Here is a 16369-nt window from a genome sequence, read left to right as displayed (position 1 = left end):
AATTAGAAATGATAATCTACAGGTATAGAATGTGCAGGTACTTCATTGCGCTGCTCACAACCATACGAAGCCGCAATATGCTACAATGTACTATACTTCAACACGAAGAGAACGGATGGGGGAAACGTAAACATGTCTACACCTACAGGTTTTATGGAGTATAAACGGCAGCTCCCAGGTGATCGGGATCCTGAACAGCGGGTAAAAGACTGGGAGGAGTTCCACCATCATTTATCCGAGGACGAGCTTCAGACACAAGGAGCGCGCTGCATGGATTGCGGAACGCCTTATTGTCATACAGGAATTGATATGGCTGGTGGAACCTCGGGTTGTCCAGTTCACAATCTAATTCCCGAGTGGAATAATTTGGTGTACCGCGGACTCTGGAAAGAAGCACTGGAACGTCTGCATAAGACGAATAATTTCCCTGAGTTTACTGGAAGCATTTGTCCTGCCCCTTGCGAAGGCTCTTGCACAGTGGGTCTAATTGGACAGCCGGTGACCATTAAGACCATTGAGCTAGCTATTATTGATAAGGGCTTTGAAGAAGGCTGGGTTGTACCTAATCCTCCAGAGAAACGTACAGGCAAAAAGATTGCAATCGTAGGCTCTGGACCTGCTGGACTAGCAGCAGCAGCTCAACTAAATAAGGCTGGACATACTGTAACTGTATTTGAACGCAGTGACCGCATTGGCGGACTGCTGACATATGGCATTCCCACTATGAAACTCGATAAGAGAGTTGTACAACGTCGTGTAGATTTATTAGCTGCAGAGGGCATTAATTTTGTGGTGAATACAGAGATTGGTAAGGATATTCCTGCTCAACAGCTAGTGGATGAGTATGATGCGGTTGTTCTGTGTGGTGGGGCTACAAAGGCACGTCGGTTTAACGTTGAAGGCAGTGAGCTTAAGGGTGTTATGTACGCCATGGATTATTTAAATGGTACAATTAAGAGCTATCTAAATTCCAATCTTGAAGACGGCAACTATGTATCTGCAGAAGGTAAAGACGTGATCGTCTTGGGTGGCGGTGATACTGGTTCTGACTGTGTTGCTACAGCACTTCGTCATGGCTGCAGCAGCATCACTCAATTTGGTACACATGAAAAAGCACCTCTTCAGCGTGATCCGATTGCTAATCCATGGCCTCAATTCCCGAATGTATACAGCCTGGATTACGCGCAAGAAGAAGCTAAAGCCATTTTTGGAGATGATCCGCGTGAATTTTCTATCATGACTACTAAATTTGTTGGGGATGAAGAGGGCAACTTGAAAGAGCTTCACACCGTACAGATCCGCCGGATCGTAGATGAGACAGGTCGTAAGATCTATCAACCTGTTCCAGGCACTGAAGCTGTATATCCTGCTCAACTCGCTCTGATTGCCATTGGTTTTGATGGTCCTGAACAAGATATTATTCAACAGCTTGATCTTGAAACAGATCGTCGTTCCAATGTGAAAGCACGTTATGGTAAATTCAATACGAACATAGATAAAGTATTTGCTGCTGGCGATATGCGCCGTGGTCAAAGCTTGGTCGTTTGGGCCATCAATGAAGGACGCGAAGCTGCGCGTGAAGTGGATAAATACTTGATGGGTTCAACTGTTCTTGTTTAGAAATTAGGATTTAATACAATATTTAAATGATAAAAGCATTGACCAAGGATCTACGATTCAAAAAGCGTTAGAACAGAGAGGGAACCCACCGGGTGAAAGGTTCCTCGAACACGTGTGAATGGTATCCTGCCTTGGTAGCTGTAGCGGTAGTATTTTCTTACCCGCTGCCGGAATCGACCGTTATCCGATTTGAGAATTGCCATATTCAAAAGAATTGTATGTTGAGCTGGCAGTTGAATAAGGGTGGTATCACGACACATTCGTCCCTGACGAATGTGTCTTTTTGCATTTAAAGAGATAATTTATGGGGAGGGTATTAAGATGCGACAGAGCAATTTATTATTAACAACACTGCGTGAGGTGCCTTCGGAGGCGGAGACCATTAGTCATCAGTTACTGCTGCGTGCAGGATATATCCGCCAATTAGCTGCTGGAGTGTATACCTATTTACCACTTGGTCGGCGGGTTCTGCGGAAGATAGAAGCGATTGTAAGGGAAGAGATGGATCATTCCGGAACCCAGGAGATTTTAATGCCATCCATGCAGCCTGCAGAACTTTGGAAGGAATCAGAACGTTATGATGTTTATGGGAAGGAATTGATGACTTTTAAGGATCGCCATGAGCGGGAATTCATTCTCGGTCCAACGCATGAAGAAGTAGTAACCTCACTTGTGCGGAATGAGATTAGCTCCTATCGTAAGCTTCCTGTTACCGTTTATCAAATTCAGACTAAGTTTCGAGATGAACGGCGACCACGTTCTGGATTGCTAAGAGGAAGAGAGTTCTTGATGAAGGATGCGTACTCTTTTGACATCAGCACAGAAGGACTCGATAAATCATACCTCCAAATGTTCGATGCATATCACCGATTATTTACTCGCTGTGGACTGAAGTTTAGAGCAGTTCTTGCAGATTCTGGTGCGATTGGCGGAGAAGGGGGCAGCCATGAATTTATGGCACTGGCTAATATCGGGGAGGATACGATTGCAGTATGTTCCTCTTGCGATTATGCGGCCAATCTGGAGCAGGCAGAAGCCGTACAGCCTATAAAGAAAGCATTAAACTTTGAATTACCCGAAATAGAGAAATTCCACACCCCAGATATCCGCACTATAAATCAATTAGAGCAGGAGCTGGAGATCCAGCCCGAGCAGATTATGAAAACATTGATCTATGAAGGAAACGGACAATTCTTTGCTGTAGTGGTTCGAGGAGATCATGAAGTCAATGAGATAAAAGTAAGTAAATATATCGGTGCGGCGGAGATTGCACTTGCTGACTATGATGCTGTGAAATCCTTAACGGGAGTAGAGAGTGGGTTTGTAGGGCCTGTGGGACTGCAAATAACTGTACTCGTTGATGCAGTAGTAACAGAAATGATTCAAGGGACGACGGGGGCGGGAGAAAAAGATTACCATTTCCGAAATGTTGTACCTGGAAGAGATTTTGGGCTTGAACATGTGGGGGATTTTCGTAATGTAGCAGAAGGAGAAGCTTGTCCACACTGCGAGAATGGTGTTCTGCATTTCCAACAAGGAATAGAAGTTGGGCATGTATTTAAACTAGGAACCAGATACAGTGAGAAGCTTAGAGCTACCTATTTAGACCGTTCTGGCAAGAGTCAGCCTATGATCATGGGGTGTTATGGAATTGGGATCTCACGGCTATTGTCCGCGATAGTAGAACAGAATCATGATGATCAAGGAATAATGTGGCCAGTTGCATTAGCACCTTATCAGGTTCATATTTTGATGATATCCATAAAGGACTTGGAGCAACTGGCAGTTGCAGAGGAGCTGTATTTTCAGCTTACTAAACTCGGTATTGAGACGCTGCTGGATGATAGGGATGAACGTGCTGGCGTTAAATTTAAGGATTCAAGCTTGATTGGTATACCCGTAACGCTAGTAGTCGGTAAAGAAGCTGCACAAGGTAGGGTGGAGTATCTAGAAAGAGCCTCTGCGGGTAAAGAGGTCTTAGAAATGATCGAAGCCCTTTCTCGTATCCAAGAATTCTTTTCGCAGCAGGTATAATTTCTACAACTCATATCGAAAGCCAATGTTCAGGGCGGGTGAGTGCTGGCGGTAATTTAGTGAGATCATCGCCTTTCGCCGCATTAATCTGCCCCTGAGTTAGAAAAATACTCTCTGATAGATCTGCGCCCCTAAGGTCAGTGTCACGGAAATCTGCACCAATAAGATCTGCATCTCTAAGATCCGCGCCTTTAAGGTCAGCGGCAATCAAATAGGCTCCCCTCAGGTTGGCGCCCCTGAGATCTGCATTTTTAAGATTTGCGCCGACAAGGTCAGCGCCACGGCTGAAAGTTCTCGATGCTTTTTTTAGTTTACGACGAGCCTCAGTACGGACTAGTTCACTGACTTGCAGCAGCAACAGATTAATCTTTGCTCGATGAGCGTCAACATTCACCTTCTGTAGAGAATCAGGGTTAAGTGAAGTTAGTTGTTCCGTCTCATCGAGTGCTGTTTGCAGCTCAACATGTATTGAATGGGTTATAACTAAGTTCAATGATTCATTTAAGTACCATAGCAATTCGTGCAAATGCCACATGGCCGGAAATACCTCGAACATTTGCTTCGCAGTTTTTGGATTCTTCCGCCAGTCCTCACCAGTATAAGTGACCTGAGAGAGCTTTTGCCCAGCCCCAAAACAGTCATATACAGTACAACCACGAAATCCAAGCGCTCTTAAATCTGTATGTACACCACAGCGAAAGTCCGATTGTAGGTTTTGGCACGGCTGGCCAGCTGCTTTATCCATAGCAAAATCCACTGAAGCTGAAAAAGGTAGTGCGGAACAGCACAAACCGAAGCAGCGCTCACATTCTGCTTTCAGATAGTGACCGTCTCTGTCCGTATAAGGTTCTGTAAATTTGTTGTTTTCAGACACGTTTTGATTCCTCCGATATATAAAACTCGTTTACCAAACTATTCTAATTCATAGAAAAGACTAAGGGAAGTCTGAATTTTTCCAATGCCTACTAACCAATCCATTAAAAAAAACCGAGGTTAATGTTATAATAGAATACTGGACGCATTTTGGACTTAAGAACGAAAAGGTAAGGAGCGATTGTTTTTGAAGACACTCATTATTGCGGAGAAACCGGATATGGGGCGGAATATCGCCGCCGCAATAGAACCAAAGGCCAAAAATTACCGTTCCTATCTTGAAGGGGAGCAGTACATTATTACATGGGCTATAGGGCATTTAATCGGGTTGGCCGAGCCGGATGCTTATGATGTTAAATACAAAAAGTGGAACATTAATGATCTGCCCATTATTCCAGACCAGTTCAAACTGGTTCCTAATGCGCGGACAATCGACCAGCTCAAGGTCATTGGAGATCTTGCGAAACGTAGTGATCTTCTAGTGAATTCATGCGATGCCGGGCGAGAAGGGCAGCATATCTTTTCACTCATTCAACGGCATTTGAAGCTGGAGCATCCTGTGAAGCGGCTATGGATCTCAGATTTGACGCCAGAAACCATTCGCAAAGGATTTCAGGAGCTGAAGGATGGATCGGAGTACGAGAATTTAACCAAAGCTGCAAAGGCACGCAGTGAAGCCGATTGGCTCATTGGAATGAATGGATCACGTGCCTTTACTACAAAACATAATGTGCTGCTGTCCGTGGGCAGAGTTCAAACTCCCGTGCTCGCGTTGATTTACGACCGTCAGAAGACCATTGAGGCGTTCTCTTCCCTTAAGTTTTTTGAGGTGGAAGGACATTTTACTCAGAATGAAATGACCTATAAAGGCATGTGGCAGGGAGATCGGCTGACCGACGGGGATAAGGCGGAGGCGCTGGCTGCTAAGGTCAAAGGAAAACCGGGCCGGATTGAGTCTTACGAGGTTAAGGAAACGAAAGAGTATCCCAATAAGCTGTACGATTTAACGCTGCTGCAGCGGGAGGCGAATGGAAAGTACGCTTTTTCCGCGAAAAAGACGCTCGATATCGCTCAAGCGTTATATGAAAAGCATAAGGTGATCTCTTACCCGCGGACGAACTCCAACTATGTTACCGAACAGAATATTCCTGAGATGCATAAGACGTTATCTGCGCTGCAAGGGACGGCTTATGATGAATGGGTGAAGGGTGCGAACCGTAATCTGGTTCATAAAGGGAATAAATTCATCTGCAACCCCTCGAAGGTTGAGGATCACCACGCGATTTTACCTACATATCGTAAAGCATCAGGACTTAGTGCAGATGAGGGAAAGCTGTATGATCTGATTGTTCGGCGCTTTTTGTCTCAGTTCTATCCGGCAGCGGAGTATAAAGTGCATACGGTGATGACCGAGGTTGAAGAGGAAAAGTTCAAAACTACAGTTAAGGAATTATTAAGCCTCGGCTGGAAGGTCATTTACGCGGACCAGAAGAAGGATAAAGCGAAGTCTTCCAAGGGTAAGAACAAGGATGAGGAAGAGGACGAAGAGATCGAAGTGAATGAACCATTTTCTATTGCTCCGGCTGAAGAAGTGGTTTGTAGTGAAGCTATTGTTAAAGAGAAAGATACCCAGCCACCGAAGCATTACACAGAGGGTACGCTGCTTCGAGCGATGGAAAGTGCCGGAAAGCAGATTGAGGATGAAGAGCTTCGCGATGCTATGAAGGATTCAGGGCTTGGAACTCCGGCTACTCGCGCAGCAACGATAGAACGGCTGAAGAATGTCGGATACATCGAAATGCAGGGCAAAAAAATTGCCATTACACAAAAAGGACGAACAGCCATTGAGCTGATTCGTGGAGCGGGTATTGAGCTGTTGACTTCACCGGAAATGACTGGACAATGGGAACGTCGTTTGAACGAAATATCGAGAGGAACGGCTTCGGACGGGCAGTTTATGGAGAATGTAAAAAGATTCGCCTGCATGATTGTAGATAAAGTACGAGTACAATCTCGGGCGTGCAAAACCTCATTTGAAGGGGAGACGCCTTCTGTCAATACAAGTGCTAAAGGGCGTAGTGCTGGAAATACATCTCGTAAAACCACCGACAAACCTGCAGCACCGCGAAAGCGTAAGGCAAGTAGTGAAGAGGAATCCGCCAATTCAGGTCCTAAGGTCATCGGAAGCTGTCCGCGTCCCGGCTGTGGTGGAATGATTTTTATGGGTAAAAAAGGCTACGGCTGCTCTCATTACAAGGAAGGCTGCAAATTCGTGATCTGGAAAGAGAATCATGGTCGTACACTCACGGATGCGCAAGTGAAGGCGTTGGTTGAGAAAGGTCGGACAGGCAAGCTAAAGCTTACCAGCGAAGACGGTACACCTCTGGAAGGCAAGCTAGTGCTTCAAAATATGGATACGGGCCAATTAGCAATAGAATCATAGCCGATCGGAACGAATGTGTGTACGGTAAAAAGGTGTCTCTAGCCATGATGGATACATGGCAGAGACACCTTTTTAATAACGCTTTATAATTATTCAGCGGATTTAGCCAGCTGCGCTTCAATCGCTGCAGTTAACCCTTCATAGGAGGAGTCAGGAAGCAAGGCACCGTTTACCATGAATTTAGGTGTTCCGTTGACGCCGTATGATCCCGCGATCTTGAAATCTTCTTTGACGTCGAACATGTAGGTGTGATTCTTGAGATCGGTCTCGAATTGTGTGTAATCAATACCTTCGATGTTATTTTTGACGAAATTTAGAATGAACTTCTGTGTGGCCCATATTTTGCTCTCATCACCTTGATTGGCGTAGAGCTTATGAAGATATTCCCAGAACTTCTCGTTGCTTTGCTTATAAATGGCTTCGCCTGCACTTGCAGCAAGATAGGAATCTCGATCCAAAAAGGCAAAGTTCATGAAGAAGAGCTCAACTTTACCGGTATCCACGTAGTCCTTAACAAATGTATCCAGATATTTCTCAGTCCAATTTTTGCAGGCAGGACATTTGAAATCTGCGAATTCGATGACTTTGATTTTGGCATCAGGGCTTCCAAGATGAGGTTGCTTTTCATATTTCAGCCCATCAACAACAATGCTCCCCTTCACATCGGTGTAGTTAGGTAGTCCCTCTGTACTGTCCGTCTTGTCATTTAGAATGAAGACAATAACAGCAATAAGGATTACAACAATTACGCCTAAGAGTATGGGAAGCATTGTTTTGTTAGTTCGAGAATGGTTGGACTTCACTTTCTTATTCATATCTCATCTCCTACCTCCTATGGGAATGGTACAAAAATAGTATAATCATCCCAAAGGAAGAGAAGATATGTCATTTGTAACAATGTCTGAGGTTACGTTACACCTAGAGTTTCTGCAGAGTAGCAGTACGAATAACAGGAGGAACCTCATGGATGGAGGAAATCGTCTTCACAGCTTGCTGCATCTCTTGCTCTAGTTCTATAAGATTGTAACTCCATTCATTCTGCTGTTTCAGATAGATACTGTTAATGCCTGCGGTTACTGCCGGAAGTACATCTGTGCGTAGCGAGTTACCAATCATCCAAGTACGTTTACGGTCAAAGCCTTGTGTAGTCAAAATATTCTCAAGCGCCTCAACATTTTTATGTTGACGAATATAGATCCGGTCATCAAAGTAAGCATCCAGCTTCATTTGTTCAATTTTACGTTGTTGGATCGTATCGTCTCCACCTGTATACAGGAATAAATGGTGACCATCCTGCTTCAGAGTATCCAGCGTTTCAACCATACCAGGGTAAGCTTCGATTTCTTGATCATAGACGCTTAATCCAAGCTTGTGTAACTGTTGCTCTTGAAAACGGTCCGTCGGACGATTATATTTGGCACAGAAATAGCGGTAGGTAGCGATTAGGGATTTAGGGAAATTATCGCTGGCCAGACCACTTGTGTTGACCGTGTGCACGTCAATTTCTATTTGTTTGTTACGTAATTCACTGGTGCTTGGGCCAAATTCATTAAACCAATCGGTCATCAGCTCAAAATATTGCCCTAAAATCAGATCGAAATATTTGTTGCAGTGGACCAGTGTATCATCTAGATCAAAAATCACCTGTTGTGTCGTGTATTTCATATCTCTCACTCCTTGGATCTGTATCTGTATCGTGTTCTATAGGTAAATATAAGACTCTAGAAACATTTGAAGCTCTGATGCGCCGTCAGGGCGAATACTGAAACGTTCATCTTGTTCACCCCTAAGATGGATGCGGAGGAGGCCGGCTACTCGTAGAATCATAAGGTGATGCATCAGCATTTCTCTGGATTGATTAAGATCAGATTGCATCTCCCACAACGACTTGGGTTCATGCGCGACATAGCGTAGCAATCGAAGTCTGGTGGGGTCGGAAAGTGCCTTGGTCATGCGCAAAAGCACCATGGGTGGTTCATTTTCGTCTTCTAAAGGTACATCTACAGGATACTGTACGATTACCATGGTTTTGTAGAAGCAGTAGGTGTTAATCGGACGATTATGAACAGTTGGTAGTAATACAATTGTTTTAAGATCCGTGATCTCCTCGAAAACTACACCGCCAGATGCGTATTCAATTAGAGAAATGGGGTCCATTTTGCTTTCAAGCATTTTTTTCTCAGAAGCATCTTCAATTAATAGCGGTAATATTTTGTGCTCCACATGGCGGAAGTATTGCTCGTACCAGAGACGCAAGAGTGGACTATAGCTGCTCCGGATCCGAAAAGCATCTTCAATCGTAAACTCCTGAATGAGCGGAGCGATCTGCTGATAACATTCTTCTATGGAGGCTGAATCCAGATCATCTAAGAAATGCTGAACTGACGTTGCGGGTCCTCGAATGTATACCCAGGCATATAGCACATCATAATCCGTAAAAGGCCACTCGGCGGCCTGCATTAAAGCTGTTACCTTATGAGAAGAAATGCGATCTTCCACATCAATTATCCAGTGGGGACCAATGTCCAAATTGGAGATCCATTTTCTAGTTACATATAACATAAAACTGTCCAGCAGTTCATAAACCGGCGATACGTCGATCTTTAATTCGTACTCCATGTCTCATGCACCCCCAGGAAATCCGTAACATCTTCATATTATCTCTTGTTTTGAAGAGGGTTGTCCACTATAATGTTCGGTGTTTGCCAATTGGCGTTAGAACAAATTAGCGTTATTAATCATAGGGGGATATCATCTGTGTCAGACCGGCCAAGATTATCTATTCGAAGTAACAGCAAAATGAATTTCATGATTCTTATTACCGCTACTATAGCGGCTGGACTCAGCCAAGGAATGCTGCTTCCCGTATTATCCATTCTATTGGAGCAGAAAGGAGTTTCCTCTTCGCTTAACGGACTAAATGCAGCTGCTTTATACATAGGATCATTCGGAATGACCTTGATTGCTGAAAGAGTTCTCGGAGCGATTGGATTCAAAAAACTGATTGCTGGCGGGATAAGCTTAGTCTTAGTAAGCTTGCTCTTATTCCCCTTTTTTCCTGGAATCAAAATATGGTTTGTGTTACGTCTACTTGTTGGTGTTGGTGATGCAGCTATCAATTATGCCGCCCAGCTGTGGGTGCTGCTAATGACGCCTGCCGAGCATCGTGGACGAAATCTTTCCCTGTATGGGATGTCCTATGGTCTGGGGTTTAGCTTGGGGCCACTTGGAATCAGTCTGCTGCGCTTTGGTCAGGCAACACCTTTTATTGTTCTAGCTTTTCTTTTTTTGCTGGTCCTAATACTTGCCATTACAATGCTTCCAGATTCACGACCAGATAAAGTTGATAGTGGAGAAAGTCAGGTACGCCGGTTTGGACGTTGTTACAGTTTAGCATGGTTCGCTTTAATTCCTGCACTCCTTTACGGTTTCATGGAAGCAAGCTTAAACAGTAATTTTCCAGTGTATGGCCTCCGGATCGGATACAGCACGGATCAAATTGCAGCCTTATTGCCTTTTGCGGGCATAGGGGGACTGTTGTTACAATTCCCGTTAGGACTGTGGAGTGACCGATTTGGTCGGAAGAAGGTGTTGATTCTTACTGGGATTGGAGGCGGAATTGCCTTCGCATTATTGCCATTAGCAGGTGACCATTTCAAAGTGACGATGGTGCTGTTGATGATTGCAGGTGGACTTGTAGGTTCCTTTTTCTCGTTAGGGCTTAGTCTGGCTGCGGATATTTTACCACGACATTTACTGCCTGCTGCAAATGTGGTTGCTTCTTTTCATTTTAGTATAGGCAGTATTATAGGTCCAGGTATCGGCGGTTTGCTCATGCAAGTCGGCTGGGGCGGGGGGATTTTCGGCTTAATGGGCGCTTTATATATCGCCTTCGGATTGTTGGGGTTATTTTTCTCGCCACGGCAAAAAATTTGAGGTAAGATAAGAACGAGTGCTCGCATGGAAATTCATCTGGCTTTCAGAGTACACTATAGATTATAGATAAAGACAGGGAGAGGCTGAACTATGATCACAGTTGAACACTTAGCAAAGGCAGTTGGGGAAGATAAGAACCCAGTTCTACAGGATATAGGGTTTCAATTAGAACCGGGTGAGTTCGTAGCAATACTTGGAGCTAGCGGTAGCGGTAAGACCACTTTACTGCGCTGTTTAGCGCTGCGTGAGAAGTGGGATAGAGGGAATTTTAGAGTGGACGGTACAGATATAATGGCGAGTGCCTTTACAGGTAAAAGAAAAATCCGCCGCGAATGGGCATACCTGGAGCAGAATGCAGAGCTCAATCCTAACCGTACTGCGTTGAAAAATGTACTGATCGGCCAGTCAGCGCAAACGCCGTTATGGCGAATGGTCACTGGGATGGTGCGTTCAGATGATTATATGGGTGCAATGGATGAATTGGATGCCCTTGGACTCCTGGATAAGGCGAAGATGAAGACAAGTCAACTCAGCGGCGGAGAAAGGCAGCGTGTAGCGATTGCTAGAGCGTTGACTCACGGTGCCAAAGTGATTTTAGCGGATGAACCGGTTACGGGATTAGATCCTAAATCTGCGGAGAGTGTCTTGGAAACATTGCGGAAGCTCTGTAAAGAAACCGGGCTTACGGTTGTAACGGTGTTACCGATTGAATTAGCGGAACGTTTTGCTACACGTCTATGGGTACTAGAAGATGGCAGAATTAAGCATGATATAAAGGGGCGCAGATTAACGTTCCAAGAGCGTGCAAATCTTTAAATATAGGACACGGATAAGGAAAAGAGTGATGAAGTTGAATATGAGAAGTCTTAGGTGCTTTGTAGCCGCAACGCTGACGTTATCCGTACTGTCGGGTTGTACTTTCATCAGTGATCCTGTTTCTAAGATGAAATCCCCACAATTGTCTGCTGACAAAGCAACGCTTATGGCTGCTATTAATTCACTTAAGCCAGCAGGTTCCACGTTGATTCGTCCGACCAATGACGATGATAGTACCATCTTTACTGAGGATCTCAATAAGGATGGAGTTATGGAGACGCTAGTGTTCTATAAGACGCCTGGAGAAGCCGTAATAATTCACGGGATGATACTGGAGAAACAGGGCGACACTTGGGTCAAAAAACTTGTATTCGATGGCGACGGATCTGTACTGGAGTCGGTTGATTTGAAGGATATGACGGGTGATGGGAAGCTTGAAATTGTTACCGGCTATTCACAAGGTGAAGAAAAAGGTCTTGTCGTTTATAGCTATTCCAGCGGATCATTAGAAGAAGTACTTTCACATCCTTATACAAAATATATGATTGAGGATATTAATGGGGATGGAATTGAAGACATCACCGTTGTTTACTTTAAAAGAAATGAATTTGCAACCATTTCGGTCTATCAATACAATGATGGCTTTAAGGTGCTCGATAAGCTTGAGAATATCGACCCTTATTTTAATAATTATTACAATATCGTTGCAGGAAAAATCTCAGAGGATAAAGAAGGAATCGTATTGGATGCTGCGGTGGATTCCCAATCTGCGTATACCTCAATTGTCGTTATGGAGAATAACAAGCTGCGCGTCGTATTACCAGGCGATGCGCGAACTTTTAAAGATCGTCGGATTGCAAGCGAAGATATTGATCATGATGGCATTATTGAAATTGGATTGCTTGAGGCACCTAAAGGATGGGAGTATTTCGATCCAGCTGAAACTCCATACTTTACCACTTATTATAAATGGGATGGAAAGGAAGGTCTGACCTTTGCAACCCAGCTATATCATGATCCATCGGATCGATTCAATATTAATTTTTCACCGGAATGGCATGGGAAGGTGACAGTGGATACGAAATCGGTTCTGGATGAGAACCTTAAGTTCATCATGTCAGATACCGGTGAGACGGTTGCTGAGGTTTCCTTCTTCTCTCCTTCAGAATGGGATCGCGTAAAGAATGACGGTTGGGATCTGCTTGCACGTGATGCAGACAAGGTCATCGCCTACCGCGGTAAGTTAGAACAAAGTACAAGAAAAGAAGGAAGTAATAAAATTGCTTCTCCTATAGAAAGGAAGGGAATAGATGAGTAAAGTACTGATACTGGAAGATGAGGAGTCCATTCGTAGTTTTATTGTCATTAACTTGAAGCGTAATGGGTTTGAAGTGATAGAGGCTGCGGACGGGCATGAAGCCCTTCACAAGTTAACCACGATCCCTGATATTGATATTGCTCTATTGGATGTAATGGTTCCGGGTATTGATGGATTTGAAGTATGTAGGCGGGTAAGAGAAACCAATGAACGTTTGGGGATTATTTTTCTGACAGCCAAGGTTCAAGAGCAAGATAAGGTATATGCATTATCTGTAGGAGCAGATGACCATGTTAGCAAGCCATTCAGCCCGACAGAACTGATTGCTCGAATTCAATCATTGCTGCGCCGAGTAAACGTTCATCGTGAACAGTCAGCGAAAGTTTCTTTCGTTTCAGGACCATTTACCTTGGATCTTATTTCCAAACATTTTAAACGTGATAATGAAGCGATTGAACTGACACCCACGGAGTTTTCATTGATCCAATTCTTTCTCGAAAAAGAAAATACGCCGCTCAGCCGCGATCTTCTGCTGGATCATGTGTGGGGCAAGGAGTATATGGGAGATCCAAAGATTGTGGATGTGAATATTCGTCGTCTGCGTCAAAAGATAGAGAATAATCCGTCAGAGCCAGAATTTTTGCAAACGGTATGGGGACACGGATATAGATGGAAAGGCCAAGTACAATGATTAAGAAGGGGATGCGCAGACAAATTGTTCTACACTACATTCTTGTAGTTTTTTTGGCGCTTCTCCTAGTAGAAGTTATCTTCCTGCTTGCCATCAGAACGTATTATTATGACAGTGTATATAGCAAGATGAAAAATCATATTACCACTGCAGAGTCGTTTTTTCATAAATACGAGCTAGAGGGCGATAACAACTCGACCCAGCTGCAAAAGCTGCTGGAAAGATTTGAGTTGAACAATACTGAGCTAGAAGTATTAACCTTGACTGGGGATATGATCACCAGTTCGACTGGTTTTCAGCCAGACCGTACGATTACAACTAGTGATGTCCCTGAAGCAGTGGGCGGGAGTATTGGGCGCTGGGTAGGGCGCCAGAGCGGTACTAACGAGAGTGTTATGGCTGTGTCTAAAACGGTGCAAATTCACGGACGTGATACGTATATTCTAAGATATCTTACTTCACTCGAAGGTATTAACAACGACTTGCTTAATCTTACATTACTGTCCATTGGTATAGGTGCGGCTGTTATGGCTGTTGTTATCGTGTTCAGCATCGGGCTTGCCAATTCAATTGTAAAGCCGCTCAATAACATTACGGCGGTTTCAGCCCAGATGGCTAAGGGTAGATTTAATGTGCGGATTAAGGGGAATTACAAATTTGAGATTGGTGACTTGGCTTCCACGCTGAATTATATGGCTCAGGAAATTGTGCGCAGCAATCAGATTAAAGATGATTTCATCTCGTCCATTTCACATGAGCTTCGGACGCCCCTTACTAGTATTAAGGGTTGGAGTGAAACCTTGGTCTCTGGTGGCTATGATCCGGAGGAGACGAAGCTTGGAGTCAGCATCATTTCCAAAGAAAGCGAACGCTTGATTGGTCTGGTAGAGGAGATTTTAGACTTTTCAAAGCTGCAGCAGAACCAGATGAAGCTGTCCATTGGGATTGTTGATGTGAAAGTGTTACTTCAGGAGACCATACTAAATATATGGGCCAAGGCAGAGAAGAAACGGATTCACTTGCTTCTTGAATGTGAGGAAGGGATCTTTGTTAAAGGGGATGCCAACCGTCTAAAACAAGTATTCTTAAATCTGGTAGACAATGCTGTGAAGTTTTCCCATGAGGACTCCAGTATAGAATTGTCTGCGAAGAGACTTTCCAATACAGAGACTGCTATCATAGTTCGTGATAGCGGCATTGGGATTAGTGAAGCACATATCTCCAGGGTTAAAGACCGTTTCTTTCAAGTGGATGCGTTGAACGGAGGAACGGGCTTAGGTCTAGCCATCTCACAACAAATCGTGGAACTTCACCACGGGAAGCTCGAAATGGAAAGTGAGCTAGGTAGTGGAACTGAAGTTACCGTAATCTTGCCTCTTACTGAGAAGCTGCCTGAAGTCAATTCAGATCATGTAGCACAAATTACAGCTACCTTACCTGAATCAGATGTCTAGGAGGTATGGAAATGGAAGTATGGGGGAATTCGATTCGGATCGTTCGTGGAGAGCCTGATCGGACAGGTGATATCTTGAGGCTGCTGCAGGAAGCAGCAAATTGGATGGAGCGAAATGGGATAAAGCAATGGACCCCCGGCCAATTTAACGAGGAGGATATTACAGGTTATTTCGCCGATAGGCATGTATATCTTGCGATTGACGGTGAATTAGTAGTTGGAATGTTCACGTTACAATTCAGTGATCCTCAATACTGGGGAAGCAAAAACGATGAGTCTTATGCATATTTGCATAGATTAGCTGTAGCGGGATCACACCGCAGTCAGGGACTTGGTCAGCATATGCTTAAATATGCTGTGGTGCGAGCCAAGGAGCTTGGATACAGAGGACTCAGATTTGATACCGTCGCACATAACATTAAACTTAATCGTTATTATCAGAGCATGGGTTTTCATTACATGGGTACTAACGATATGGGAAATGGTCGTTTAGTGAACCTGTATGAGCATTTTGAGGAACAACCTGATGCCGATCGTCTGATTCTTAGATTTATTTCTGAATCGGACTTTGAGCACTTGAAACGATGGAGTGTTTCACCTGAGTATCTGAAGCAATGGGCTGGACCTTCGCTAACTTTTCCACTTGACGATGACCAGCTTACTAAGTATTTAGATGGAGCTAATCATCCAGCGAATTCTGATCGCCTTATCTTCTGTGCGGTGCACGAAGCTACTCAGCAGGTCGTGGGACACATCAGCTTTTCAGGCATAGACCGGTCCAATCGATCTGCAAGTATTGGCAGAGTAGTAGTAGATACTGATTATCAGGGAAGAGGCTTTGGAACAAGGATGATGAATGAAATGCTCCGAATCGGATTTGAGGGCTTGGGTATGCATCGTCTTTCCCTGGGGGCTTACGCTTTCAACACCGTTGCCCTGAAAACCTATGAGGCACTGGGCTTTAAGCGGGAGGGTGTAGTGCGTGAATCGGCGCTGTTTGGAGAGCAATATGTAGATGGTGTGGAAATGAGCATTTTAGATCGAGAATGGTTAGCACTCCAAGAATCATAAAAATTAACTTCTAACAACCGAAGGGGCTGTTGCTCTGGTCATGATCGACCAGGACAACAGCCCCTTTTTATAAATATAATAATATATAAGTTTCACACTATACATTATCCTTAT

General features: G+C 44.2%; 13 protein-coding genes. 9 read left to right on the top strand and 4 right to left on the bottom strand.

The genetic code is table 11. From position 1 onward, the window contains the following. Positions 1 to 132: 132 nt before the first annotated feature. Both CA598_RS18640 and CA598_RS18635 read left to right on the top strand, forming a co-directional pair. Positions 133 to 1620, top strand: a complete 1488-nt coding sequence (locus tag CA598_RS18640; RefSeq protein ID WP_094872922.1) for a glutamate synthase subunit beta — start codon at positions 133 to 135, stop codon at positions 1618 to 1620. A gap of 321 nt (positions 1621 to 1941) precedes the next feature. Next, positions 1942 to 3654, top strand: a complete 1713-nt coding sequence (locus CA598_RS18635) for a proline--tRNA ligase (RefSeq protein ID WP_094877444.1) — start codon at positions 1942 to 1944, stop codon at positions 3652 to 3654. Positions 3655 to 3664: 10 nt separating this feature from the next. Here the strand turns inward: CA598_RS18635 and CA598_RS18630 are convergent, their stop codons facing one another. Beyond that, positions 3665 to 4528 (bottom strand): pentapeptide repeat-containing protein, encoded by an 864-nt coding sequence (locus tag CA598_RS18630; protein ID WP_256990548.1) that lies wholly within the window; start codon positions 4526 to 4528, stop codon positions 3665 to 3667. A gap of 186 nt (positions 4529 to 4714) precedes the next feature. Here CA598_RS18630 and CA598_RS18625 point away from each other — a divergent pair, with 186 nt between their 5' ends. After that, complete coding sequence (locus CA598_RS18625) at positions 4715 to 6970, top strand: type IA DNA topoisomerase (RefSeq protein WP_094877443.1); 2256 nt, start codon at positions 4715 to 4717, stop codon at positions 6968 to 6970. An 89-nt stretch (positions 6971 to 7059) separates the two neighbouring features. On the opposite strand, the gene CA598_RS18620 is transcribed toward CA598_RS18625, so the two are convergent. From CA598_RS18620 to CA598_RS18610, 3 genes are all read right to left on the bottom strand, one after another. Next, positions 7060 to 7785 (bottom strand): DsbA family protein, encoded by a 726-nt coding sequence (locus tag CA598_RS18620; RefSeq protein ID WP_094877442.1) that lies wholly within the window; start codon positions 7783 to 7785, stop codon positions 7060 to 7062. A 103-nt stretch (positions 7786 to 7888) separates the two neighbouring features. Next, entirely contained in the window at positions 7889 to 8635 is a 747-nt protein-coding gene (locus CA598_RS18615; protein WP_094872914.1) for an HAD family hydrolase, read from the bottom strand. A gap of 36 nt (positions 8636 to 8671) precedes the next feature. Further along, positions 8672 to 9589 carry an ArsR/SmtB family transcription factor gene (locus CA598_RS18610; RefSeq protein WP_094877441.1) on the bottom strand — a complete coding sequence of 306 codons (918 nt, stop codon included), beginning with the start codon at positions 9587 to 9589 and terminating at the stop codon, positions 8672 to 8674. 162 nt (positions 9590 to 9751) lie between these two features. Between CA598_RS18610 and CA598_RS18605 the strand changes: the two genes are divergently transcribed. The 6 genes from CA598_RS18605 (at position 9752) to CA598_RS18580 (ending at position 16255) form a co-directional block, all read left to right on the top strand. Further along, positions 9752 to 10906 carry an MFS transporter gene (locus tag CA598_RS18605; RefSeq protein WP_094872984.1) on the top strand — a complete coding sequence of 385 codons (1155 nt, stop codon included), beginning with the start codon at positions 9752 to 9754 and terminating at the stop codon, positions 10904 to 10906. Positions 10907 to 10996: 90 nt separating this feature from the next. Beyond that, a complete protein-coding gene (locus CA598_RS18600; RefSeq protein ID WP_060623387.1) occupies positions 10997 to 11722 on the top strand; it encodes a phosphonate ABC transporter ATP-binding protein in 726 nt (241 codons plus the stop codon). Between the two features lie 28 nt (positions 11723 to 11750). After that, the gene (locus CA598_RS18595) at positions 11751 to 13040 is read left to right on the top strand and encodes a hypothetical protein (RefSeq protein ID WP_256989962.1); all 1290 of its coding nucleotides are present in this window, start codon (positions 11751 to 11753) and stop codon (positions 13038 to 13040) included. After that, on the top strand, positions 13033 to 13731 hold the full coding sequence (locus tag CA598_RS18590) for a response regulator transcription factor (protein ID WP_042128265.1): 699 nt from the start codon (positions 13033 to 13035) through the stop codon (positions 13729 to 13731). The genes CA598_RS18595 and CA598_RS18590 overlap by 8 nt, the downstream gene beginning before the upstream one ends. After that, the gene (locus CA598_RS18585; protein ID WP_094877440.1) at positions 13728 to 15185 is read left to right on the top strand and encodes a sensor histidine kinase; all 1458 of its coding nucleotides are present in this window, start codon (positions 13728 to 13730) and stop codon (positions 15183 to 15185) included. Before CA598_RS18590 ends, CA598_RS18585 begins: the two co-directional genes overlap by 4 nt. A gap of 11 nt (positions 15186 to 15196) precedes the next feature. Further along, positions 15197 to 16255, top strand: a complete 1059-nt coding sequence (locus CA598_RS18580; protein ID WP_179283704.1) for a GNAT family N-acetyltransferase — start codon at positions 15197 to 15199, stop codon at positions 16253 to 16255. Positions 16256 to 16369 lie beyond the last annotated feature (114 nt).

Origin of the sequence: Paenibacillus sp. VTT E-133291, assembly GCF_002264395.1 — a bacterium.
Taxonomy (GTDB): Bacteria; Bacillota; Bacilli; order Paenibacillales; family Paenibacillaceae; genus Paenibacillus_AQ; species Paenibacillus_AQ nitricinens.
The sequence above is the reverse complement of the archived record's forward strand: the minus strand, read 5'-3'. Positions and strand labels throughout refer to the sequence as shown.

Bases quoted from the DNA above. Each gene is read 5' to 3' on its own strand.
- CA598_RS18620 (WP_094877442.1), bottom strand. From the start codon at position 7,785: ATGAATAAGAAAGTGAAGTCCAACCATTCTCGAACTAACAAAACAATG.
- CA598_RS18580 (WP_179283704.1), top strand. From the start codon at position 15,197: ATGGAAGTATGGGGGAATTCGATTCGGATCGTTCGTGGAGAGCCTGAT.
- CA598_RS18590 (WP_042128265.1), top strand. From the start codon at position 13,033: ATGAGTAAAGTACTGATACTGGAAGATGAGGAGTCCATTCGTAGTTTT.
- CA598_RS18610 (WP_094877441.1), bottom strand. From the start codon at position 9,589: ATGGAGTACGAATTAAAGATCGACGTATCGCCGGTTTATGAACTGCTG.
- CA598_RS18615 (WP_094872914.1), bottom strand. From the start codon at position 8,635: ATGAAATACACGACACAACAGGTGATTTTTGATCTAGATGATACACTG.
- CA598_RS18585 (WP_094877440.1), top strand. From the start codon at position 13,728: ATGATTAAGAAGGGGATGCGCAGACAAATTGTTCTACACTACATTCTT.
- CA598_RS18600 (WP_060623387.1), top strand. From the start codon at position 10,997: ATGATCACAGTTGAACACTTAGCAAAGGCAGTTGGGGAAGATAAGAAC.
- CA598_RS18595 (WP_256989962.1), top strand. From the start codon at position 11,751: ATGAAGTTGAATATGAGAAGTCTTAGGTGCTTTGTAGCCGCAACGCTG.
- CA598_RS18640 (WP_094872922.1), top strand. From the start codon at position 133: ATGTCTACACCTACAGGTTTTATGGAGTATAAACGGCAGCTCCCAGGT.
- CA598_RS18635 (WP_094877444.1), top strand. From the start codon at position 1,942: ATGCGACAGAGCAATTTATTATTAACAACACTGCGTGAGGTGCCTTCG.